We start from the raw sequence: 20,119 nt of genomic DNA on the forward strand, positions 1-20,119 counted from the left end.
ACCAGGCACCAACGCCGCCTCCCCTCCATACCTATGGAGATCAGCTAGCGGTCTGATGCCGGGAGGGGAAATGCCTGGTGGAAGCGCTGGTGGTTGTTTTCCTCGCCCTGGCCCTGAGCACCGATGCCTTTGGCGCCGGGGCGTCCTACGGCCTGAGGCAGATTGCCGTGCCCCTCGGCTCGCGGCTGATCATCTCCCTGCTCTCCGTCACCGCCCTGGCCCTTTCCTGTCTGGCCGGTCAGGCGCTGGCCCGCCTCCTGCCACCGCCCTGGGCCGCGCGCCTGGGCGGGCTGGTCCTGCTGGCCATGGGCCTGCGCCTCCTGGCAGGCCTCCGGAGCCCGCACCGCAGGGACCTGCCGGAGAACGGTACCCTCCTACAGATCCGCGTGCGTCCCCTGGGGCTGGTCGTCCAGGTCCTCCGCGAGCCCCACCGCGCGGACCTGGACAGGTCCGGCACCCTTTCCGCCGGGGAGGCGCTCCTGCTCGGCCTGGCCCTGGCCCTGGATGCCCTGGCCGGCGGCCTGGCCGTACCCTGCCTCAACCTTCATCCGGTTCCGAGCGCCCTCACCGTGGGCCTGGGGCAGTTCGCACTCTTCACCCTCGGCCTGCGGGCGGGCCGGTACTGCGGCTCCGCCGCACAGGGCCACCGGCTTGCCGCCCTGCCGGGGCTCATCTTAATTATGCTGGGCCTGCTCAAGCTGCGCTAAAGGCCCTGCCGGGCAACGTGCAGGAGCGTGTCCACCACGCGGTGGGAGTAGCCCCACTCGTTGTCGTACCAGGCCACCACCTTGGCCAGCAGGCCGTCAATGACCATGGTGGAGGGGCCGTCCACAATGGCGGAGTGCGGGTTGCCGTTGAAGTCCCGCGAAACCAGGGGCTCCTCGCAGAAGTCCAGGATGCCTGCCAGGTCCCCGCGGGCGGCTTTTTGCAGCGCCGCGTTAATCTCCCCCGCCGTAGCCGGGCGGGCCAGCTCGGCCACCAGGTCCACCACGGAGACGTTGGGCACGGGCACCCGCATGGCCATGCCGTTGAGCTTGCCTTTGAGCTCGGGCAGGACCTCCCCTACGGCCCGCGCGGCCCCGGTAGTGGTGGGGATAATGGACAGCGCCGCCGCTCGCGCCCGCCGCAGGTCCTTGTGGGGCAGGTCCAGGATGCGCTGGTCGTTGGTGTAGGCGTGCACGGTGGTCACCAGGCCGCGCACAATGCCAAACTCCCGGTGCAGCACCTTGGCCACGGGGGCCAGGCAGTTGGTGGTACACGAGGCGCAGGAGATGATGTGGTGGCTTGCCGGGTCGTACCTGTCCGCGTTCACGCCCATGACAATGGTGACGTCCGGCCCCTTGGCCGGCGCGGTGATGAGCACTTTTCTGGCCCCGGCTTCCAGGTGCGCCTCCGCTTTTTCCCTTTCGGTGAAGTGGCCGGTGGACTCCACTACCACCTCGACACCCAGCTCTTTCCAGGGAAGCTTCGCGGGGTCCTTCTCCGCCAGCACGCGCACCCCCCTGCCGCCCACCACCAGGCCGTCGCCTTCCGCCCTGACCTCACCGGGGAAAGTGCCGTGCACCGAGTCGTACTTGAAGAGGTGGGCCAGGGTGGCGGCATCGGTGAGGTCGTTGACGGCCACCACTTCCACCTCCGGGCGGCCCAGGACAATGCGCAGCACCTGGCGCCCGATGCGGCCAAAGCCGTTAATGGCCACCTTTACCGCCAAGTTTACCACTCCTTTCCAACAAAATTCTACTAAAAAAGAATACCACAACCACGGGCAACCTTTCTAGTACAAACTTTCACATAGAGGGGCAATTTTAAAGCCGCACCCGCAAGGGTGCGGCTCTCTTTTTTGGAGGGGAGAGGTCGGAATCGAACCGGACCCCAGCCGGGAACGCCGGCCGGCCGACGGGTTTGCAGCCCGCGGGGGGCACCAGCCCCTCTCTCCCCGGCGCTATTATACAATGAAGAGCTTTATTAATGTCATTTAATTTTTTTATGTGCGACGCGCCGCTCATAAAAAGCCGTTAGCCCTCGGGAACCCCTAGGGCGCAGGGGCCGGTGGCGCACTTCCCGCAGACGTCGCAGGTGCCCAGGTCGGCGTAAAAGGCGTCAACCTCCAGGAGGTGCCGGTAGCACTTCTGCTTGTCCAGCCCTTCCGCCGAGAGCGCGCCGGTGGGGCAAAGAGAAACGCAGGCGCCGCAGCGCCCTTCCCGCCGGTAGAGGCAGAACTCCCGCTCCGGCGGGTCCGTGGGGGATAGGTCCGCGCTCACCACCAGGCTGCCCAGGCGGCCCGCGCAGCCGGAGGGCGTGATGAGCATGTGGTGCAGGCCAAAGGTACCGAGGCCGCAGAGGTAGGCCACGTGCTTGTGGGACCAGAAAGAGCGCAGCGAAACGGGGTCGAAGTTGTGGGTGGGCTCCTGCCAGGCCGCCTCTATGCCCAGGGCGGCCAGCTCCCCGGCCAGGGCGCGGCAGGCGCGGGTGATCAGCTCGTTGGTTTCAATGTACGCCTCCGCCCACAGGCGGCTCACGAAGGGGTCGCGCCGGTGCGCCTCGACCACTTCTGCCGCAAAGGGGAGGAAGAAGGCCACCACGCTGCGGGCGCCGGGCAAGAGGTCATGGGGCAAAAGGTGCTCCGGGCCCACCGCCCTTTTCAACTCCCCAAATCCCGGGTGGTTTGCAGGGGCGAAGCCCACCAGGGGCTCGCGGTATTTGGTCTTCCCGCGGTGCTTTTGCACTTCGCGTTTGACGACGTCAGCCACCAGATCCTTTAAATCCACGCTCACGCTCATAACCTCCAGGAAAAATTTTGTAAAATTTTGCCCCTGCCGGGAAGGGCAGGGGCAAAATTTGGTGAAAATTACTAATATTTACACGCACGCCTGCCGGGGCCACAGCCCCACCTGCCGCCGGGCCGGTGAGCAAGTTTTCCCCCTGCCTGTGAGCCAAATCACTGCCCCTGCCGCCAGCCCACCTTAAAATGAAAGCAACACGGCCAAAAAATTTTCTTTAAGGAGGCTGGTATAGCCATGTTTTGTTACCAGTGCGAGCAAACAGCCGGCGGGACGGGCTGCACCAAAGTCGGGGTGTGCGGCAAAAACGAGGACCTGGCCAGCCTGCAGGACACCCTCATCATCGGCTTAAAGGGCGTGGCCGCCTACGCCTACCATGCCCGCGAGCTGGGCTACCGCGACGAGCAGGTGGACGCCTTCATGAGTGAAGCCCTCTTTGCCACCCTGACCAACGTGGACTTTGACCTCAACCGCTTCATCGACCTGGTGCTCAGGTGCGGCGAGGCAAACTTGAGGGTCATGGAACTCCTGGACAAGGCCCACGTGGCGCGCTTCGGCTCTCCGGAGCCCACCCGCGTCTCCACCGGCACCAAGGCCGGCCCGGCTATCCTCGTAACCGGTCACGACCTGCTGGACCTCTACGAGCTATTAAAGCAAACGGAGGGCACGGGCATCAACGTCTACACCCACGGTGAGATGCTCCCGGCCCACGCCTACCCGGAGCTGAAGAAGTTCCCCCACCTGGCCGGCCATTACGGCAGCGCCTGGCAGAACCAGAAGACCGAGTTTGAGGAGTTCCCCGGGGCCATCCTGGGCACCACCAACTGCGTGCTCATCCCCAAGGAGTCCTACCGCGAGCGCATGTTCACCTGCGGCATTGCCGGGCTGCCCGGGGTGACGCACATCAAAGAACGGGACTTCACGCCAGTCATTGAAAAGGCCAGGCAGCTCCCGCCGCTGCCGGAAAAGGAGGGCGGCACGCTCCTCACCGGCTTCCACCACAATGCCGTCCTGGCCGTTGCCGACAAGATCATCGACCTGGTCAAGGCCGGCAAGATCCGCCACTTCTTCCTGGTAGGCGGCTGCGACGGGGTGAAGAAGGCCCGCAACTACTACACCGAGTTCGTGCAAAAGGTGCCCGCGGACTGCGTGGTCCTCACCCTGGGCTGCGGCAAGTACAAGTTCAACTACCTGGACCTGGGCGAGATCGAGGGCATCCCGCGCCTCATCGACATGGGGCAGTGCAACAACGCCTACTCGGCCATCCAGGTGGCCCTGGCCCTGGCCAAGGCCTTCAACTGCGGCGTGAACGACCTGCCGCTCTCCCTGGTGCTGTCCTGGTTCGAGCAAAAGGCCGTGGCCATCTTGCTCACCCTCCTGCACCTGGGCGTAAAGAACATCCGCATCGGCCCCAGCCTGCCGGCCTTCCTCACGCCCAACGTGCTAAAAGTGCTCCAGGAGAACTACAACATCAAGCCCATCACTACCCCGGACGAGGACCTCAAGGAGATCCTCGGCTAACACCGGCAAGGCCCGCCGCTTTTGCGCGGCGGGCCCCTTTATTTTACCCTACCAAAATTGACTTAAATTTACCGGGGAGGCGAGCTTTATGCCCGTTCAGGTCAACATTCATGAAGCCAAAACCCGCTTTTCCCAGCTGCTGGCGCGCGTTTTAAGCGGGGAGGAAGTTATCATTGCCAAGGCCGGCAAACCCGTAGCGCGGCTGGTTCCCTTTCAGCAGCCCCCTGCCCTGCGGCACCCCGGGAGCGCCAAGGGGAAGATAGTCATGGCTCCGGACTTTGAAGCACCCCTGCCGGAAACCATCCTGCAGGAGTTTGAGAGATGAGGGCACTCTTAGACACGCACGTCTTTCTCTGGTGGATTACCGACGATCCCAGGCTTTCCCCAAGGGCGCGGGAGGCCATAGCCGATGCCGGCAATCAAATTTTCTTAAGTGCTGCCAGCGGTTGGGAAATAGCCATTAAGGCGCGGCTGGGCAAGATTCAGTTGCCCGCCCACCCCGGTCACTTTATTGCCGAACAGCTGGTCTTAAACGCCATAGAGTGCTTGCCCTTGCGCATGGAACATGCCTTGCACGTATACACTTTGCCAGATTACCACCGTGATCCCTTTGACCGCCTGCTGGTCGCCCAGAGCCAGCTGGAAAACATGCCTATAATCACCTCGGATCCCTTTATAGCCCGCTACGCGGTGGAGGTTATCTGGTGAAGGTGCCGCCCCCGGGCTACTTTAAAAGCTCGGCGATGACCCGGGGAATGATGTAGGTGGCCAGGTCCGTGCGCGACCCGCCCCCCAGCACCACCGCCAGCCTGCCGCCGGCGTGTTCGTCTGCCGCCCGGCGCATGACTCCCGCCAGACGGGGGAAGAGGTCTGGGGTAAGGCCCAGGCTGCCGTAGTCGCCCTTACATGCGTCGTAGCCGAAGTACCAGATGAGTATTTGCGGCTTGAAATCCCGCACGCGCGGCAGGGCCTCCCTCTCCACCAGCGCCAGGTAGTGGTCGTCCCGGCTCACCCCCTTCGGCGGGCGCCGGGTGGCGTCCACATCCACCTTGGTACCGTCCGCCGAGACGTAGTCCCCGTCGCAAAAGCAGACGTGCAGGATGTCGGGATCGCCGGCGCAGAGCTCCCGCGTGCCGTCGCCGTGATGGGCGTCGGTGTCCACCACGGCAAAGCGCCTCACGCCGGTCCTCTGCCGGCAGTTGACCACCGCCAGCACCACGTCGTTAAAGCAGCAGTAGCCCCAGAAGTAGTCCTTCCCCGCGTGGTGCCCTCCCGCGCCGATAAAGGCAAATGCGCGCAGGATTTCCCCCCTGGCCACTTCCTCCACCGCCTGCACCACGCCCCCCGCTGAGTGCCAGGCCGTCGCGCAGTAGGGGTTCTGGCGCACGGCCCGCACCAGCTCCGGCGTGTGCACCTGGAGCACGAGTTCCTCTTCAACCGGCGGGCACTCGTAAAAAACGACGTCCTCCCTGCCCAAAAAGGTTTCCAGCGCCGCCGGAAAGTCCGCCAGGCGCCTCCCCACCGTGAGGTAGCTGCGCCGGCTGAAGCTGGGGTGGTAAAAAAGGCCGACCTTTTTCACCGCTCCCTCACCGCCCCGCAGCAAATTTTTATCCCCGGCCCTTGCCTTTAAACGGCGCCGTGCGGTATATTCTTGGTGAAAAATGCCAGAGGAGGGGAGTCCGTTGTCCAAAGGCAAGGTGGCCATTTTTGTGGAGGAGCTCTACAACGAGCACGAGTTCTGGTACCCGTACTACCGTATGCAGGAGGCAGGCTATGAGGTGGTGGTCGTGGGCACGGGCAGGCAGGAAGTTTTCCACAGCAAGCTGGGCATGCCCGTAAAGCCCGACGTCACCGCCGACCAGGTGAAAACTGCCGAGCTGGCGGCGGTGATCATCCCCGGCGGCTTTGCGCCCGATAAGATGCGCATTAACCAGGACATGCTGCGCATCGTGCGCGAGGCGCTGGCCGCCGGCAAGGTGGTGGCCGCCATCTGCCACGCCGGGTGGGTGCTGGTTTCCGCCGGCGTGCTTAAAGGGCGCAAGGCCACCGCATGCCCGATGATCAAGGACGACCTCCTCAACGCCGGCGCCGCATACCTGGACCAGGAAGTGGTGGTGGACGACAACCTGATCACCTCCCGCCTACCCGCCGACCTGCCCGCCTTCTGCCGGGAAATTTTAAAGAAGCTGGAGGGCTAAGTCCGGGGCACCGGCGGCTTACTCCTCATCCGACCCGGGCCGGGCAAGGGCAACACGCCCAACCGGCCCGGAGGCATTTCGGGGGCTGCGCCCGCGGTGGCCGCAAGGCGGTAGATTTTTCCTCTCCCGCCCCCCTTTGCCTCCTCTTTACTCCAATCTTCCTTCCCGGTACTTTTCCAGGAAAAGCTCCAGCCGGCTCTTCTGGTGCAAGATGACCTCCGCCCAGGCCGCCAGCATCTCCTCCCCCTCGGGAGTGAGGTGGTAGAGGCGCCGCGCCGGGCCCCCGCCGCTGGTGTCCCAGCGGGAGGAAACCAGGCCCTCTTCCTCCAGGCGGCGCAGGTTGCGGTAGACGGTGCCCGGGTCGAGGTCCTCGCCGCCAAAGCCGAACTCCTCCAGGGAGCGCATGAGCTCGTAGCCGTGGGCGGGCCGCCGGCGCAGGAGCAGCAGGAGGCACGGCTGCATGAAGCGCTCTATGGACGTGGCGGCGCACCGGCAGCTCCCGTGGCGGTGGCCGTGACCGTGGCTCTGGCACACAGCAGCATCACCCTTCCCCATTATTCTCTGCGGCAAAAGCAAATCCCTTCCCAGCTGCCCGCTTGCAAGATCCTTTCCACTAGGTAGCCGGTAATGATGATGGCTGGCAGGGTCAGCGCCAGGCGCCAGAGGGCAAAGGCCCACCCCACGAATTTCACTTCCATCAGCAGCATGGGAATTTTAATTGTCGCCCAGGCTCCCAGGAAGATCACCGCGTTGGCCAGGCGGCAGCCTTTCTTTAAGAGGGCGTCGGCCACCGGAAAGCCGGCGTAAAGGGGGCCGGCAGCCGCCGTAGCCGCCAGGATGGAGATGGCCACGCCGCGCGCCCCGGAGCGCGGCCCCACGTTTTTCTCCACCACCTCCCGGGGCACCCATGCGTCCAGCAGGCCCACCAGCACCATAATGGGCGGCAAAAACAAGAGCATCTCCGCCAGGTAAGAGAGGGAGTTCTTTACGGCCAGCGCGCTTACCTGCGGACTGTGCCGGCGTAAGAGGAGGTCCGCCGCTACCACCACCCCAAAGAGGGCGTACTTTTTTAGGAGGGCCCGGTACGCCCTCACGGCAGGATCACCCCCATGAGGTAGCCGATGGCCAGGGCAAAGGCAAAGCCCAGGGCGTTGCGCCAGAAGGTAAACCGGCGACCAAAATAAGCGGCCTCTGCGGGGGCCGTAAGGACCCCCACCATTAAAAGGGTGGTCATAAAGCAGGCCACCGCCGTCACCCCGGCGCCGGCTGCCAGGAGCGAGCCGGCCAGGGGGAAGGCAATAAAGGCGGGCATGAGGGTCACCGCCCCCACCAGGGAGATGAGGAAAATGCCTCCAGGGTTGTCGCGGCCGAAAAGGCCGCTAATAGCTTCCCGCGGCACCGCCGCCAGCATAAGGCCGAGGAGGCCGATGATCCCCAGCATGGTAGGGAGGAGGTTGCTGAAGGACTTCCAGGCCACGGTGAGAGCCTTTTTCGTTTTCCTCTTATCTTTCAGGTACGAGAATACAAGTAGGGCTAAAGCCAGGGCATAAAGAACAGCGTTAAATACCATCCTTAAAAACCTCCCTACTATGTAAAAAGCGGGGGAGCGAGTCCCCCTTTCTTACGCGCCCTGTCCATCCCGGTTTTTCAGCTCTTTTATTCTTTCCTCTACGGCCCTCATTTCCTCCTGCAGCTCCTTGAGGTAGCCCTCCAGGCGGGAAAGCTCTTCCTTGCGGGACGGCGCCCGTCGCATCCCGCCGCCGTGGCAGCAGCAGTGGCCGTAGCCGTGATGGTAGGCGTGGGCGTGCATCCAGGCGTACCTGCACATATGGATTACCTCCTTATATGTGTATAATGCACCTATAGATATTTTCTCCACTACGGGGCTTTTTGTCAATACTCTTGCCATTACCCACGCAGCCGCAAACTGCGGCCCTTAAAAGAGCCTTCACTTTTTCCGCCAGAGCTCGTCCTCTTTTAGCAAGAGGTGCTCTTCCGGAGAAAGGGGCCTTCCGTCTTCCACCACCGGCGGCATGAAGTAAAAGCACTCCCTCGCTTCCGTTTCCTTGCTCAGCAACCTTTTCCTGGCCGCACAATAAATCCCCTCCGCCCTCCTACCGGCCAGGCCGCAAGAACCACAGAGGCGCAGCGGAAGCATCAAAATCCTCCCTTGTTTGTACGGGAATGAGCCAAATTATTTTTTCGCCGGGTATGGACACAACCTCAATACTATATTAGAATATTATTAACTAGTGATACAGGCCTTTCAGCCGGCAGGGAAAAAATGAAGGGGGGTGAAGGTGTTGTTCGAAAGTTACACCCTCAAGCTCGTGCGGCCCCAGTGCCACACCCGTTCAACGGTCAACGCCATCGTGGAAGTGGACCGTAGATCTTGGCGAGGTGATGTCCTACTTAAACGCCGAGCTGGGAAGCTGCTTTTTCCACCCCGAGGGACCCTTCCTCAGATTCACGCAGGGCGGCAAAACGTTCACCCTTCACCCGCGCCACTTCACCATCGGCGGCCTGGCGGACGAAGAGGAGGCCCGCAAAATGGTGGAGTTCGTGCAAAAGCTGCTGGCGGAAACCTGGACCAGGCGGCAGGAAATTACGCCCAGCTACCGCCGCGGAAGGGAACTCAAGGTGCTGGAGGTCTACAAGCTCCTGCCCCGCACCAACTGCGGCACCTGCGGGGTAAAGAGTTGCATGGCCTTTGCCACGGGGCTTTTGCAGCAGGAGTTCCTCCTCGAGGACTGCGCGCCGCTTGGCGAACCCGAACGCGCCCCAAACAGGGAGGAGCTTGCCCGCCTCCTCAAAGAGGCGGGCCTGCTGTCATGAAAAACTTTTCTCCAGGGAGGTAGGATATTGCTATGGCCGGAATCAACACCTGCACCTGCACCTGCGAGGGTGGCGGCGAAAAGGTCATCCTTCTCTTTCCCTGCTCCGGCGCCTCCAACGTGGGCCAGCTGACCAACCAGGCGGCCATCGAGCTGACCAGGGAAGGGGTGGGGAAAATGTACTGCCTGGCCGGCATCGGCGGACGGCTGGAGGGGTTCATCAACACAGCCAAAGGGGCGGACGCGGTGGTGGCCATTGACGGCTGCCCGGCGGCCTGCGCCAGGGCCACCCTGGAAGGGGCCGGCGTGCCTATCCACCACTACTTCATGGTCACGGAAATGGGCATCAAGAAGACCCACACCTTTGACCTGAAACCCGAGGATATTGCCCTCGTCTGCCGCCGGGTAAAAGAGGCTTTAACCTCCACATAGCGCGTGCTATAATTATCCCGGCGGTGACTCCGGAACGTAGTGGTATATGCCGGCTTTTACATTAGTAAATGACAATATAGCACAATAAAAATAGCTTAGCTTCTGGAGGTTTTTGGGGCGATGATCTTTTTAAACGTCATCAAGAGCGGCTTTTTAGAGCTGCTCGATTACCTCTCTGCGCACGTCTTAACCTGCCTCGTCCCCGCCTTCTTCATTGCCGGGGGCATTGCCGCCCTGGTTTCCACGGGGGCGGTGCTGAAATACTTCGGTCCCCGGGCCCCCAAACCCCTGGCCTACGGCGTGGCCTCGGTTTCCGGGGCCATTTTGGCCGTCTGCTCCTGTACCATCCTGCCCCTTTTTGCCGGCATCCACAAAAAGGGGGCGGGCCTCGGGCCGGCAGTGGCCTTCCTTTACTCCGGCCCGGCCATCAACATCCTGGCCGTCGTGCTCACCGCCCGCAAGATGGGCTGGGACCTGGGCCTGGCCCGCGCCCTGGGGGCCATCTCCTTTTCCGTGGTCATCGGCCTCCTCATGGCCCTCATTTTTTTCAAGGAAGAACGGGCCAAAGAGGCCGACGAGGCCATGTTTAGCGGGGATAGCGCCAAGCCCCTCGGCCAGCTCCTGGCCTTTTTTGGGGCCCTGGTGGGCATCCTCATCTTCGGTACCTGGTCCATGCCCTTCTGGAACAAGCTGGCCATCCTCATGGGCTTTTTAAACTTCCTCTTCATCGTGCTTTTGCACTGGTACGACCGTCACGAGATCCAGGCCTGGCTGGCGGAGACCTGGCGCTTCTTCAAGACCATCTTTCCGGTGCTCCTGGCCGGCGTCTTTGTGGCCGGGATGCTCAAGGCCGTCCTCCCGCCGGACTGGGTGAAGTGGGCCGTGGGGGGCAACTCCCTGCGGGCCAACCTCCTGGCGTCGGTGGTGGGGGCCCTCATGTACTTCTCCACCCTCACCGAGGTGCCCATCGTCAAGGCCCTTTTGGACATGGGCATGGGCAAGGGGCCGGCCCTGGCGCTCCTGCTGGCCGGGCCCTCTTTAAGCCTGCCCAACATGATCGTCATTGCCCGCGTCATGGGGGTGGTCAAGACCCTGGTTTACGTGGGGCTGGTGGTGGCGCTCTCCACGCTGGTGGGGCTCCTCTTCGGCTATCTCGCCGGCTAGGCCCGCACAAACTCCCTTTAAAAGGCAGGTGAGGCATTCTGGGCAACTGCTGCGACCCCCGCTCTCCCCACGTCGAGCGGCTCAGGGTGGGCAACATGGAAGTAGGGGCAATCGGGCTTGCGGAGGTCCTCGACCAGGTGGCCGCCCTGGGCCCCCTGCCGGAGGAGAGGCTGGCGGAAGAGTTGCTTTCCCGCTTTAAGGCCAGGAACTACGTGCCAAAGGCGGCGGAAAAGGAGTATGCCGCCGCGCTCCTGCAAAAATTTAAAGAAAGCCGCCCGCAGGCAGGCGGCAAAGAAAAAGCGAAAGGAGGGAGAAAAGTGATCATCAAAGTCCTCGGGCCCGGCTGCAAGAAGTGCCAGGCCACCGCGGAGACGGTCAAGGAGGCCCTGGCCGAGCTGAACGTGGCGGCCACCTTAGAAAAGGTGGAGGACCCCGGCCAGATCGTCAGCCACGGCGTGATGATGACCCCCGGGGTGGTCATTAACGGCAAGGTGAAGGTGGCCGGGAGGGTGCCCAAAAAGGAGGAAGTCAAAAAGTGGATTGAGGAGGAACTAAAGGCGGCGCCCTCCCCCGAAGCCCTGGAAACGGGTGACCACCACTGAGATCCCGGCGGCCCCGCCCCTGTGCGGGCTTGCAGGGGCGGGGCAGAAAAAAGTGCCACCGCCACAACCCCGTGCAAGCGACGGTCGCCAGGCGGCGTGTGCCGGGAGCGTCCTGCGAAGCACCGGTCAAGGCACCCGGCAAGCGGTCGGCAGGCGGAGGGCCCCGGGCAGGACACACGCCGCCCGAAAATAAAAGGACTTTTAGAGGAGGTAAGCCATGGGCAACGCGCGCGCTTTACCGGTAACGCACCGGCTTTCCGTGCTGGACAGGTACCTGACTTTATGGATTTTCCTCACCATGGCCGCCGGCCTCCTGGCGGGCTACGTTTTCCCGGGCATCGCCGACTTCTGGGGACTCTTTCAGGTGGGCACCACCAACATCCCCATTGCCATCGGCCTCATCCTCATGATGTACCCGCCCCTGGCCAAGGTGCGCTACGAAGAGCTGCCCACCGTCTTTGCGGATAAAAAAATGCTGGCCCTCTCCCTGATCCAGAACTGGATTGTGGGTCCCATCGTCATGTTCGTGCTGGCCGTTTTGCTCCTGCCCGATAAGCCGGACCTCATGACCGGAGTCATTCTGGTGGGGCTGGCCCGCTGCATTGCCATGGTACTGGTGTGGAACGACCTGGCCGAGGGCAGCCCGGAATACTGCGCCGGCCTGGTGGCCTTCAACGCCATCTTCCAGGTCCTCACCTACTCCCTGTACGCCTATATTTTCCTCACCGTCGTCCCCGCCTGGCTGGGCCTCTCCAGCGTGGTGGTCAACGTCTCCATGGCCGACATTGCCAAAAGCGTCTTCCTCTACCTGGGCGTGCCCTTCATCGGCGCCCTGCTCACGCGCACGCCGCTGGTCAGGTCCCGCGGGCGCGACTGGTACGAGCGGCATTTCGTGCCGCGCATCGGCCGCCTGACCCTCATTGCCCTGCTCTTCACCATCTTCGTCATGTTCTCCTTAAAGGGCAACATGATCCTCACCCTGCCCTTAGACGTGGTGCGGGTGATCATTCCCCTAACCCTCTACTTCGTCATCATGTGGCTGGCCACGTTCTTCATTGGCAAGTGGCTGGGCGCCGACTACCCCCGTACCACCACCATTGCCTTCACCGCCGCCAGCAACGACTTCGAGCTGGCCATTGCCGTGGCCGTGGCCGTCTTCGGCATCCACTCGGCCCAAGCCTTTGCCACCGTCATCGGGCCCCTGGTGGAGGTGCCGGTGCTCATCAGCCTGGTCAACGTGGCCCTGTACTTCAAGCGCCGCTACGCCTGGCCGGAGGTGCAAAGGTAAGGGGAAAGAAAGAGGCCCTAAGGCCCGCCTTCTTTCAGGCAGGCCAGGGCCTCTTTTTGCAACCGGCGGAAAAAATCTTGATTTCTTGCCACTGCCGGGGGTCTACCTGCGTGCCCTAAAACAAAGTCTGTAAGGCAGGTGGCATTTTTTCCACGGCTTGCCACTTCAAACGGTGAAAAAGCGCCTCACCTCGTAACCCGCCTCCACCAGGGCGCCCAGCACGTTGTCCTGGGAGGTCACCTCCGGGTCGTAGAGCACGACCACCGTGCCGGCCTCGCCGTCCACGCAGGTCCAGGTGACCCCTTCCACGGCCTCCAGGAACCTCTTGATCTCGGCCTTCTCCCGCTCGCTCTGGAGGCCCTCGATGCGCAAAATGAGGTGCTCGCTGGCCAAGGAAATTCACCACCCGCTAAAATCTTTTTCCACACGGCGCTAGCGGAAAAACTGCACGATGTAGCTCACGGAAATAAAGGTCACCAAGGCCCCCAGGATGCCCCGGATGAGGCGCTCGGGCAGGTACTTCTGCAGGTAGGCCCCAAAATAGGTGCCCACCAGCCCGCCCACGCCGAAAAGGCTCCCCAGGAGCCAGTCGGGGGTCACCCGGGCCTGGGCGGCGGCGGGAGTCAGCGCCAGGAGGTGGAAGTAGACCACCCCGGCAATGGAGGTGAGGAAGGTGCCGGCCAGGGCCGCCCCGGCCACGGTGTACACCGGCAGGCCCAGTACGGAAACCACAAAGGGGGCAATGATGGCCCCGCCGCCGATGCCGTAGATGCCGCCGATGAGGCCCACGGCCAGGGCAAGGAAAAAGATGAGCGGCGTGCTAAAAGCAAAGGTTTCGCCCCAGAACTCGTACTCTATCCTGTGCAGGCCTACGGAGCGGGTTTTCACCACCGCCTCCGGCGGCAGGCCCGCCGCCAGGCGCGAGCTGGACTCTTTTTTTATTTTCTCCATCCGTTCGCGGAACTTCCTCTCCAGGGCCTTCGACTGCTCCCGCGACGCCAGGTAGCGCCCCGTGGTTTCGTACAGGAGCCTCGCCCCCAGGTAAAGCAGCACCAGCCCCACAAAGAACTTAAAGGCCCGGGGGTCGGGAAGATACCTGATGCGGATCCAGGCGCCCACAAAGACCCCCGGCAGGGTGCCCAGGATGACCACCCAGGTCAGCGGCCAGGCCATGCGCCCCTCCCGGATGTAGCGGGCCAGGCCCCCGGGAATGGCCACGATGTTGTAGATGAGGTTGGTGGGGCTGACTGCAGGCGAGGTAAAGCCCAGAACGCTCACCATGAAGGGCAAAAGCAGGAAGGCCCCGGAAACCCCTGCCGAAGCCGTCACCGAAGAAACCATGAAAGCCACCAGCGGCGGGAGAAGGGGGAAAACCTCCACGCCGGAGACGGGAAAGTGCACCGCAGGCAGATGCAAGGCCGGTCCCTCCTAGTTCTGGATTTCACAATACTAATATAACCTTAACGCCAAACGCCTCAAAAAGCAATAGCTCGGGGCCCAGCGAGAAAGCTGGCAGATAAGAGCGAATTTTGAATCATACTTTCGGGTGATTACTTATGGACAAGCGTATGGTATTATATAGTTGGCACTACATACCACACCTGGTTCAAGATGGTTCTTCTGTCTTTTTGTCGAAAGTTGGGAGGCAATGAACTGCAGGCTGCAACTGGACGCCTGGCCTGCAGGGAGCGGGTGGCGTAACCGGCCCAATTAAAAGCCGGTTTTCTTTTTCCAGGCAGCTCTTGCGGGGAGGGTCGGTGCATGCAGAAGATAAGGGTAATGATTATCTCTGCACGGGAGGCAAGCGCCAGAAGCCTCAAAACCATTCTCGACCACGACGAGAGCTTTGACGCCTTTTGGCACCCCTTCTCCTCCTTGCGGGAAGCCCTTGAGGCGGCTCAGGGGAGCCAGCCCGACATCGTGCTCTTCGACCTGGAGCCCGCGGAAGCCCACTACGAGTCCATCCGCCGGCTCAAGGACCTCTGCCCCTCAACCCTGGTAATCGCTCTGACGGAAAACGGCGCCGCCGGGGAAACCATCCGGGCCGTGGCCGCCGGGGCGGACGGCTGCCTTTCCCGGGACATGCTCCCCTGCCACCTGCTCATGGCCCTGCGGCTGGTCCACCGCGAGAGGGTCCTCTTTTTCCCGGGCAGCCCGCTCCTCAAGGACCTCCTCCGGGATAAAAACGGCTGTAAGGCACCCGCCCCGGCAAGACGGGCCCCCGGAGGAAGCCACGAGCCGCCCGGGGATACCGGTGCCGCCGGCGGGGACACGGCGGGCGGGCAGTTCCCCCTCACGCAGCGGGAAAAGGAGGTCTACCGCCTGCTCACCCTCAACTACAGCAACAAGGACATCGCCCGCACCCTGTACATCAGCGAGCCCACGGTCAAGAGCCACGTCAGCAGCATCCTGCGCAAGCTCGGCCTGCAGAACAGGCGCGAGGTCATCCTCCACGCCGCCCGGGAGGGAAACCTGGAAAACGGTACCGTGCAGTAAGTTGACGGGCCTAAAGTGGAAGACGGTTAAAACCCCGTCCAAAGAATGAAAAATAGTTCATACCCCGAATCAGCCCCGCGGTGGATGCGGGGCCTTTTTTTTGCCGCTAAGATAGGCCGTGTAAGCCATTTTTTGCTGTGGAGCTGGTGCTCGCGTGGGCAGAAAGCCTGGAAAACCGGCCGCGCGGTGCTACACCGTCCTCGCTTGCCTGGTCCTGGTCGTATCCCTGGCCCTCCTGGGGGCCGGCATGGCCTCCTGGCGGGAGGGGATAGAGCTGAGGGGCGCGGTGGCCACGGGGTACATCGACGTGGCCTTCACCGGCTGCACGGTGGCCGGGGAGAGCGCGGCCCCCAGCCGCGCCGGCGCCTATCCCGACGACGGGGGTAAAAGGCTGCTCATCTTCATCCGGGACGCCTACCCCGGCTACTACGCCCACCTACGCTACCGCCTCACCAACCTCGGCACCATACCCGTGCGCTGTGCGGCCCGGGCGGCGCAGGTACCGCCGGGCCTGGAAGTAGAGATCGCGCAGCCCGATGAAGCCACCTACAGGCCGGGCGAAAGCCGCGAGGGCGACCTCTACATCACCGTGGGAGCCGTGCAGGAGGAGGCAACCTACGATTTCTCCCTGGTGCTTGTCTTTACGCAGTGGAATGCGGGACAGTAGGCACCCCCGCTCATCCTTCAGACAGGAGGAGGAGGTGGTGGTAAATTGAGGGTGTAAGGAGCAACTGCCAACCGACGGCTGCCCAAGGTAGCCCCGCTTAAAACCAAATCTTTAAGGAGGTAAACCGACCCATGAAAAAAGCCAAGTTTGCCGCCCTGCTCCTGGTCCTGGCCTTTGCCCTGATGGGCGCGGCCTTTGCCGCCTGGACGGAGACGCTGAACATCAACGGCTCCGTGGCCACCGGCAACCTGGACGTGGCCTTCTCCAGTGCCACCTCCAACGACCCGCAGGGCACCAACGACCCCGACCAGAACTACGACGTAGGCGTAACCACCGCAACCATCAGCGATGACCAGAACACCCTGACCATCACCGCCGCCAACACCTACCCGGGCTATACCGCCACCGTCACCTACAAAGTGAAGAACACCGGCAGCATCCCGGTTAAGCTCACGGGGGTAACGGTAAACAACAGCCATAGCCAGATCACCGTTAGCGCCACCCAGCCCAACAACGCGATCATTCCCGTAGGCGGCGAGTGGGAGGGCACCATCACCCACACCGTCAACGATAACGCCGCCGAAAACGCCACCTACACCTACACGGCCACGGTCAACGCCGTGCAGTTCAACCAATAAGCCTTTTAAATAAATCTCTCCCCGGCAGGCAGGGCTCCCTGCCTGCCGGCCGAGAGCGGGGAGGTAACTGCGCTCCATGAAAAGGCTAAAGTGGCTGGCCCTCGCCCTTGCCGTCGCCGCCGCCCTGGTGGGCGCCGCCTACGCGGGCTGGGGCAAAAACCTGGACATAGTCGATCCCATCATCACCGGCAACCTGGACATGAAGTTCACCGGCGGGCACGTGGCCTCTTCGCCCCTGGTCACCGCCGGCCTCAACGTGAGCGACTACGAGGCGCAGGTGAGTGTCGGCAACCTCTACCCCGGTTCCTTGCTCTACTTTGACTTAAGGGCCGAAAACACGGGGACCATCCCCGTAAAGTTGGCCAACGCCGAGCTCATCCTCAACCCGGCTAATGATGCGGTGTGGAACTACACCCGGGCCACCTGCTACGTGCTCTTTGACACCGACGGGCCGGGACCCGCGCCCCCGCAGTTCAGGCTGGTGCAGATTTACGGGCCCTTTGCCAACCTGGCCCAGAACCTCACCAGCAGGCTCAGCGATGTGGTCTTTAAGCCGGGCGGCTGGATCACCTTTGACGCCCCCGAGGGCACCGACTTAAACGAGGACGGCGTGGTCAACGAGGAGGACCAGAACTGCATCACCCTCTGGCTCGACCGCAACGCACCCAACGACACCACCGAGGGCAAGAACGTCAGCTTTACCTTAAGGCTCAACTGGAAGCAGTTCAACAAGTAGCGCGTTCCCGGGAGGGCGGGCTGCCGCCCTCCCGGCAGCTTAATTTCCGGGAGGGAAAACGGTGGCGAAAAAAATCCTCCTCTTCCTGGCGGGGGTGGCCGCCTCCCTCATGCTCATGCCGGGGGGCCACGCCGGCTGGAAGCAGGGAGTGGAAATAAAGGGCACGGTGCAGACGGGCAAGTGGCATAGAGCAGCGGCACACGCCCCCCAGGCGCAGGCAGAAGAACCGCAGGAGGGCCCGGGCGAAACGGCCCGGGAAGCGCCGCCAAAGCCGCCGCACGACGCACCGGCCGAGGGGCCGACGGCGGCAGGCGGTGCAGGCGGTGAGGCCGGGGTGCAGGTAGCGCCGCTCCCGGGGAAAGGCGTTTCCGGCGGCGAGGGGCAACCGGCGGTGCCCCCGCCACCCGCGGCACCGGGGAGCGCCCTACAGGGGGCCCCGGGCGGCGGGGGAAGCGCGGGGACGGGGAGCGGCTAGCCGTGCGCGAGCGCGGCCTCCTGGGCGGTCTCCTGCTCCTCATCTACGTCTGCCAGCACTTCCTCCTCCGCTACCTGGGCCTCGGCCCCCTGGCGGGCTACCTCTTAGTGGCGGCGCTGTGGGCGGCCACGGCAGCTTACACCCTCCACCTGCCCCGGCACCGCCCGGCCGGCCGGCTGCGCCTGCGGCGCCTGCTGTGCTACCTGGCCGGCATCTGCGCCGGCTTTTACATTCTCTTTCACCTTGCGGCGGGCCTGGTGGAGGGCTTCGGGCGCAGCCCCTACTCCTTTTCCGCCACCGGCATCCTGGTCAACCTGACCTTCGTCTCCGCCCTGCTGGCCGGCACGGAGCTTTCCCGGGCCCACCTGGCCTGCGGCCTCTCCCGGCGGCGGGCGCTCCCGGGCACCGGCGCCCTAGCCCTTCTCTTTACCGCGCTCGCCCTCCCCCCGGGCAAGGTCCTCGAGCTGCGCGGGGGGCTGGAGCTGGCCAGGTACGCCGGAGAAACTTTCCTTCCCGCCCTGGCCGAAAACGCGCTGGCCTGCTACCTGGCCCGCCTAGGCGGCCCGGCGGCCTCCCTGTGTTACCGCGCGCCGCTCGCCGCCTTCCAGTGGTTCTGCCCGGTGCTGCCCAACCCCGGCTGGGCCACCAGGGCCGTGCTGGGCACCCTCCTGCCGGTGGCCTTCCTGGCCGTCATCCAGCGCCTCTACCTGGCCGAGTCCGGGGCACTGCCTAAAAGCCGCCGCTTGAGCGAGGAGAGCCCTGCCGGCTGGGTGTTCACCAGCATCGCCTCTGTGCTGCTCATCTGGTTTTCCCTGGGCCTCTTCCCCGTCTACCCCTCGCTTATCTTAAGCGGCAGCATGGAGCCCGGCATTAAAAAGGGGGACATCGTGCTGGTCAGAAAGGTGGGCGGGGAGGCCGTTAAGCCGGGCGACATCATCCAGTTCCGCCAGGAAGGCGTCTACGTAACCCACCGGGTGGTGGAAGTCGTTTCCGCCCGCGGCGAAAAGGCCTACCGCACCCGGGGCGACGCCAACAACGCGCCGGACCCCGACCCGGTGCTGCCCCGGCAGGTCCGCGGCAGGGTTATTGGCGTGATCCCCAAGGTGGGGTGGGTGCCCATGACCGTCAAAGCCGCCGCCGGCCTGGTGAAGTTTAAAGGAGGTTTTGGAGAAATATGGCCCGCCCGCTCCTGGCCCTAAACCAAAAGCTGCGCAGAAGCCTCGCCTGCTTTAGCTGCCTGGCGGCGGCTGCCGCCGCCCTGGTCCTGGCCGGCGCGCTGCTCCTGCCGCCTAAAATGGAGGAAAAGCAGGTCCCCGCCTATGCCTACGACCAGCAGGCCCAGGTCCACTACCGCGTCTACCTTAAACCAAACGGCCTCTACCCCGCGGAAAGCCTCGAGCCCGGCATGGTCTACCTGACCAATTTCGTCGACCACATCAACACCCACTTCACCTACCGTTTCCGGGGCGAGCGGCCTGCTGAGGTGAGGGGCAACTACGAGGTCACCGCCGTGGTGGAAGCCACGGACGGCAAGGAGAAGAAGGTCATCTGGCGACGGGAGTTCCTGCTCCTGCCCAAGACGGGTTTTGCCGGCAGCGGCCGGGAAGTGGCCGTACAGCAGGTCCTGCCCGTAAGGCTCCCCGACTACAATGCCTTTGCGGAGGCGGTAATCAAGTCCTCGGAGTTCGCCCCCGAAGAGGTGAAGATGACCGTCAGGTGGAACGTGGCCGTGGAAGCCAGCACGGAAGGCGGCACCGTGCGCGAGCAAATTGCCCCCACCATGGTCATCCCCCTGGTGCGCAAGTTCTTTGAGGTGGGCGGGGAACTGGCCAAGAGCAAGAGCGGGGCCATCTACACCACCGTTTCCGTGTCCGCCGCACCGGCATGGGAGAGGCTGCTCGCCCCCTGCGCGGCGGTATGCGGGGCAGGCCTATCGGCCCTCCTCTTCCTCCTCCTGTTTACCGCCCCGGCGGGGGCCGCCGTAAGCCCCGCGCAGCAGAAGCTCCGGGCCGCGCTGAAAAAGTACGGCGAGAGGATCGTGCGCACCGACGGGGCGGTAAGCCTGGCCGCGGACGGCGCCATCTACGTCAAGAGCCTAGACGACCTCGTGCGCATTGCCGACGACCTGGGCAGGCCCGTGGTCTGCCGCGAAGACTCTTCCCGGGAGGCAGCGGCCACCTTTCTGGTGCTCGACGGGGAGCGCGCCTATGTATTTGAGTTCACGGAAGAGAGCGCCGCGCGCGCCGGAGCTTTTGCCGGTACAAAAAACTTGGCCGCCTCCGGTTAGG

27 protein-coding genes, 1 tRNA gene and 1 riboswitch are annotated in these 20,119 nt (G+C 63.5%); of the genes, 17 read left to right on the plus strand and 11 right to left on the minus strand.

Features of this window, described 5'->3' with window-relative positions:
- Nucleotides 1-77: 77 nt before the first annotated feature.
- Nucleotides 78-707: a sporulation membrane protein YtaF gene (ytaF, locus tag G454_RS0106210; RefSeq protein WP_027717920.1), complete on the plus strand. Its 630-nt coding sequence runs from the start codon at nucleotides 78-80 to the stop codon at nucleotides 705-707.
- On the opposite strand, the gene gap is transcribed toward ytaF, so the two are convergent.
- The 3 genes from gap to G454_RS0106220 all read right to left on the minus strand — a co-directional run bounded on the left by gap (nucleotide 704) and on the right by G454_RS0106220 (nucleotide 2,780).
- Complete coding sequence (gene gap, locus G454_RS0106215; protein WP_027717921.1) at nucleotides 704-1,711, minus strand: type I glyceraldehyde-3-phosphate dehydrogenase; 1,008 nt, start codon at nucleotides 1,709-1,711, stop codon at nucleotides 704-706. The two genes, ytaF and gap, sit on opposite strands and share 4 nt — an antisense overlap.
- A 130-nt stretch (nucleotides 1,712-1,841) precedes the next feature.
- A tRNA-OTHER gene (locus G454_RS21380) sits at nucleotides 1,842-1,938 on the minus strand.
- 77 nt (nucleotides 1,939-2,015) lie between these two features.
- On the minus strand, nucleotides 2,016-2,780 hold the full coding sequence (locus G454_RS0106220; protein WP_027717922.1) for an epoxyqueuosine reductase: 765 nt from the start codon (nucleotides 2,778-2,780) through the stop codon (nucleotides 2,016-2,018).
- 237 nt (nucleotides 2,781-3,017) lie between these two features.
- Here G454_RS0106220 and hcp point away from each other — a divergent pair, with 237 nt between their 5' ends.
- The 3 genes from hcp to G454_RS0106235 all read left to right on the plus strand — a co-directional run bounded on the left by hcp (nucleotide 3,018) and on the right by G454_RS0106235 (nucleotide 5,009).
- Nucleotides 3,018-4,301: a hydroxylamine reductase gene (gene hcp / locus G454_RS0106225; protein WP_027717923.1), complete on the plus strand. Its 1,284-nt coding sequence runs from the start codon at nucleotides 3,018-3,020 to the stop codon at nucleotides 4,299-4,301.
- An 88-nt stretch (nucleotides 4,302-4,389) separates the two neighbouring features.
- Entirely contained in the window at nucleotides 4,390-4,626 is a 237-nt protein-coding gene (locus G454_RS0106230; protein WP_027717924.1) for a type II toxin-antitoxin system Phd/YefM family antitoxin, read from the plus strand.
- Nucleotides 4,623-5,009 carry a type II toxin-antitoxin system VapC family toxin gene (locus G454_RS0106235; RefSeq protein WP_027717925.1) on the plus strand — a complete coding sequence of 129 codons (387 nt, stop codon included), beginning with the start codon at nucleotides 4,623-4,625 and terminating at the stop codon, nucleotides 5,007-5,009. Before G454_RS0106230 ends, G454_RS0106235 begins: the two co-directional genes overlap by 4 nt.
- 16 nt (nucleotides 5,010-5,025) lie before the next feature.
- On the opposite strand, the gene G454_RS0106240 is transcribed toward G454_RS0106235, so the two are convergent.
- Nucleotides 5,026-5,880, minus strand: a complete 855-nt coding sequence (locus G454_RS0106240; protein ID WP_027717926.1) for an arginase family protein — start codon at nucleotides 5,878-5,880, stop codon at nucleotides 5,026-5,028.
- Nucleotides 5,881-5,983: 103 nt separating this feature from the next.
- Here G454_RS0106240 and G454_RS0106245 point away from each other — a divergent pair, with 103 nt between their 5' ends.
- Entirely contained in the window at nucleotides 5,984-6,499 is a 516-nt protein-coding gene (locus G454_RS0106245) for a type 1 glutamine amidotransferase domain-containing protein (RefSeq protein WP_027717927.1), read from the plus strand.
- A 147-nt stretch (nucleotides 6,500-6,646) separates the two neighbouring features.
- Here G454_RS0106245 and G454_RS0106250 read toward each other — a convergent pair whose 3' ends face one another.
- The 5 genes from G454_RS0106250 to G454_RS0106270 form a co-directional block, all read right to left on the minus strand.
- Nucleotides 6,647-7,054 carry a helix-turn-helix transcriptional regulator gene (locus G454_RS0106250; RefSeq protein WP_245574336.1) on the minus strand — a complete coding sequence of 136 codons (408 nt, stop codon included), beginning with the start codon at nucleotides 7,052-7,054 and terminating at the stop codon, nucleotides 6,647-6,649.
- Nucleotides 7,054-7,593: a permease gene (locus G454_RS0106255; protein WP_027717929.1), complete on the minus strand. Its 540-nt coding sequence runs from the start codon at nucleotides 7,591-7,593 to the stop codon at nucleotides 7,054-7,056. Before G454_RS0106255 ends, G454_RS0106250 begins: the two co-directional genes overlap by 1 nt.
- Nucleotides 7,590-7,976, minus strand: a complete 387-nt coding sequence (locus G454_RS0106260; protein ID WP_211229988.1) for a permease — start codon at nucleotides 7,974-7,976, stop codon at nucleotides 7,590-7,592. Before G454_RS0106260 ends, G454_RS0106255 begins: the two co-directional genes overlap by 4 nt.
- Before the next feature lie 144 nt (nucleotides 7,977-8,120).
- Nucleotides 8,121-8,327: a DUF5320 domain-containing protein gene (locus tag G454_RS17995; protein WP_035107150.1), complete on the minus strand. Its 207-nt coding sequence runs from the start codon at nucleotides 8,325-8,327 to the stop codon at nucleotides 8,121-8,123.
- A gap of 120 nt (nucleotides 8,328-8,447) precedes the next feature.
- A complete protein-coding gene (locus G454_RS0106270; protein ID WP_027717931.1) occupies nucleotides 8,448-8,657 on the minus strand; it encodes a hypothetical protein in 210 nt (69 codons plus the stop codon).
- Nucleotides 8,658-8,902: 245 nt separating this feature from the next.
- On the opposite strand from G454_RS0106270, the gene G454_RS0106275 reads away from it, so the two are divergent.
- The 5 genes from G454_RS0106275 to arsB all read left to right on the plus strand — a co-directional run bounded on the left by G454_RS0106275 (nucleotide 8,903) and on the right by arsB (nucleotide 12,819).
- A complete protein-coding gene (locus G454_RS0106275; RefSeq protein ID WP_027717932.1) occupies nucleotides 8,903-9,334 on the plus strand; it encodes a (Fe-S)-binding protein in 432 nt (143 codons plus the stop codon).
- Nucleotides 9,335-9,366: 32 nt separating this feature from the next.
- A complete protein-coding gene (locus G454_RS0106280; RefSeq protein WP_027717933.1) occupies nucleotides 9,367-9,765 on the plus strand; it encodes a putative zinc-binding protein in 399 nt (132 codons plus the stop codon).
- A 120-nt stretch (nucleotides 9,766-9,885) separates the two neighbouring features.
- Nucleotides 9,886-10,929, plus strand: coding sequence for a permease (locus G454_RS0106285; protein ID WP_027717934.1), 1,044 nt, complete (start codon nucleotides 9,886-9,888; stop codon nucleotides 10,927-10,929).
- 95 nt (nucleotides 10,930-11,024) lie between these two features.
- Nucleotides 11,025-11,531: a thioredoxin family protein gene (locus G454_RS22350; protein WP_245574337.1), complete on the plus strand. Its 507-nt coding sequence runs from the start codon at nucleotides 11,025-11,027 to the stop codon at nucleotides 11,529-11,531.
- Between the two features lie 217 nt (nucleotides 11,532-11,748).
- Complete coding sequence (gene arsB / locus G454_RS0106295; RefSeq protein WP_027717935.1) at nucleotides 11,749-12,819, plus strand: ACR3 family arsenite efflux transporter; 1,071 nt, start codon at nucleotides 11,749-11,751, stop codon at nucleotides 12,817-12,819.
- 165 nt (nucleotides 12,820-12,984) lie between these two features.
- Here the strand turns inward: arsB and G454_RS0106300 are convergent, their stop codons facing one another.
- Nucleotides 12,985-13,212 (minus strand): heavy-metal-associated domain-containing protein, encoded by a 228-nt coding sequence (locus G454_RS0106300; RefSeq protein WP_027717936.1) that lies wholly within the window; start codon nucleotides 13,210-13,212, stop codon nucleotides 12,985-12,987.
- Between the two features lie 39 nt (nucleotides 13,213-13,251).
- Complete coding sequence (locus tag G454_RS0106305) at nucleotides 13,252-14,235, minus strand: sulfite exporter TauE/SafE family protein (protein ID WP_245574338.1); 984 nt, start codon at nucleotides 14,233-14,235, stop codon at nucleotides 13,252-13,254.
- Between the two features lie 216 nt (nucleotides 14,236-14,451).
- Nucleotides 14,452-14,535: riboswitch (cyclic di-GMP riboswitch) on the plus strand.
- A 45-nt stretch (nucleotides 14,536-14,580) separates the two neighbouring features.
- On the opposite strand from G454_RS0106305, the gene G454_RS20325 reads away from it, so the two are divergent.
- From G454_RS20325 to G454_RS0106340, 7 genes are all read left to right on the plus strand, one after another.
- Nucleotides 14,581-15,315, plus strand: coding sequence for a response regulator transcription factor (locus G454_RS20325; protein ID WP_027717938.1), 735 nt, complete (start codon nucleotides 14,581-14,583; stop codon nucleotides 15,313-15,315).
- A gap of 154 nt (nucleotides 15,316-15,469) precedes the next feature.
- A complete protein-coding gene (locus tag G454_RS0106315; RefSeq protein ID WP_027717939.1) occupies nucleotides 15,470-15,982 on the plus strand; it encodes a hypothetical protein in 513 nt (170 codons plus the stop codon).
- 131 nt (nucleotides 15,983-16,113) lie between these two features.
- Nucleotides 16,114-16,620: a hypothetical protein gene (locus G454_RS0106320; RefSeq protein ID WP_027717940.1), complete on the plus strand. Its 507-nt coding sequence runs from the start codon at nucleotides 16,114-16,116 to the stop codon at nucleotides 16,618-16,620.
- Nucleotides 16,621-16,696: 76 nt separating this feature from the next.
- A complete protein-coding gene (locus tag G454_RS0106325) occupies nucleotides 16,697-17,356 on the plus strand; it encodes a hypothetical protein (protein WP_027717941.1) in 660 nt (219 codons plus the stop codon).
- A 61-nt stretch (nucleotides 17,357-17,417) separates the two neighbouring features.
- The gene (locus tag G454_RS0106330; protein ID WP_027717942.1) at nucleotides 17,418-17,831 is read left to right on the plus strand and encodes a hypothetical protein; all 414 of its coding nucleotides are present in this window, start codon (nucleotides 17,418-17,420) and stop codon (nucleotides 17,829-17,831) included.
- A 2-nt stretch (nucleotides 17,832-17,833) separates the two neighbouring features.
- Nucleotides 17,834-19,030: a signal peptidase I gene (locus G454_RS18010; protein WP_051275969.1), complete on the plus strand. Its 1,197-nt coding sequence runs from the start codon at nucleotides 17,834-17,836 to the stop codon at nucleotides 19,028-19,030.
- Nucleotides 19,006-20,118, plus strand: a complete 1,113-nt coding sequence (locus G454_RS0106340; protein ID WP_027717943.1) for a DUF5305 domain-containing protein — start codon at nucleotides 19,006-19,008, stop codon at nucleotides 20,116-20,118. Before G454_RS18010 ends, G454_RS0106340 begins: the two co-directional genes overlap by 25 nt.
- Nucleotide 20,119: the final 1 nt, after the last annotated feature.

Source organism: Desulfovirgula thermocuniculi DSM 16036, assembly GCF_000429345.1.
GTDB classification, from domain to species: domain Bacteria; phylum Bacillota; class Desulfotomaculia; order Desulfotomaculales; family Desulfovirgulaceae; genus Desulfovirgula; species Desulfovirgula thermocuniculi.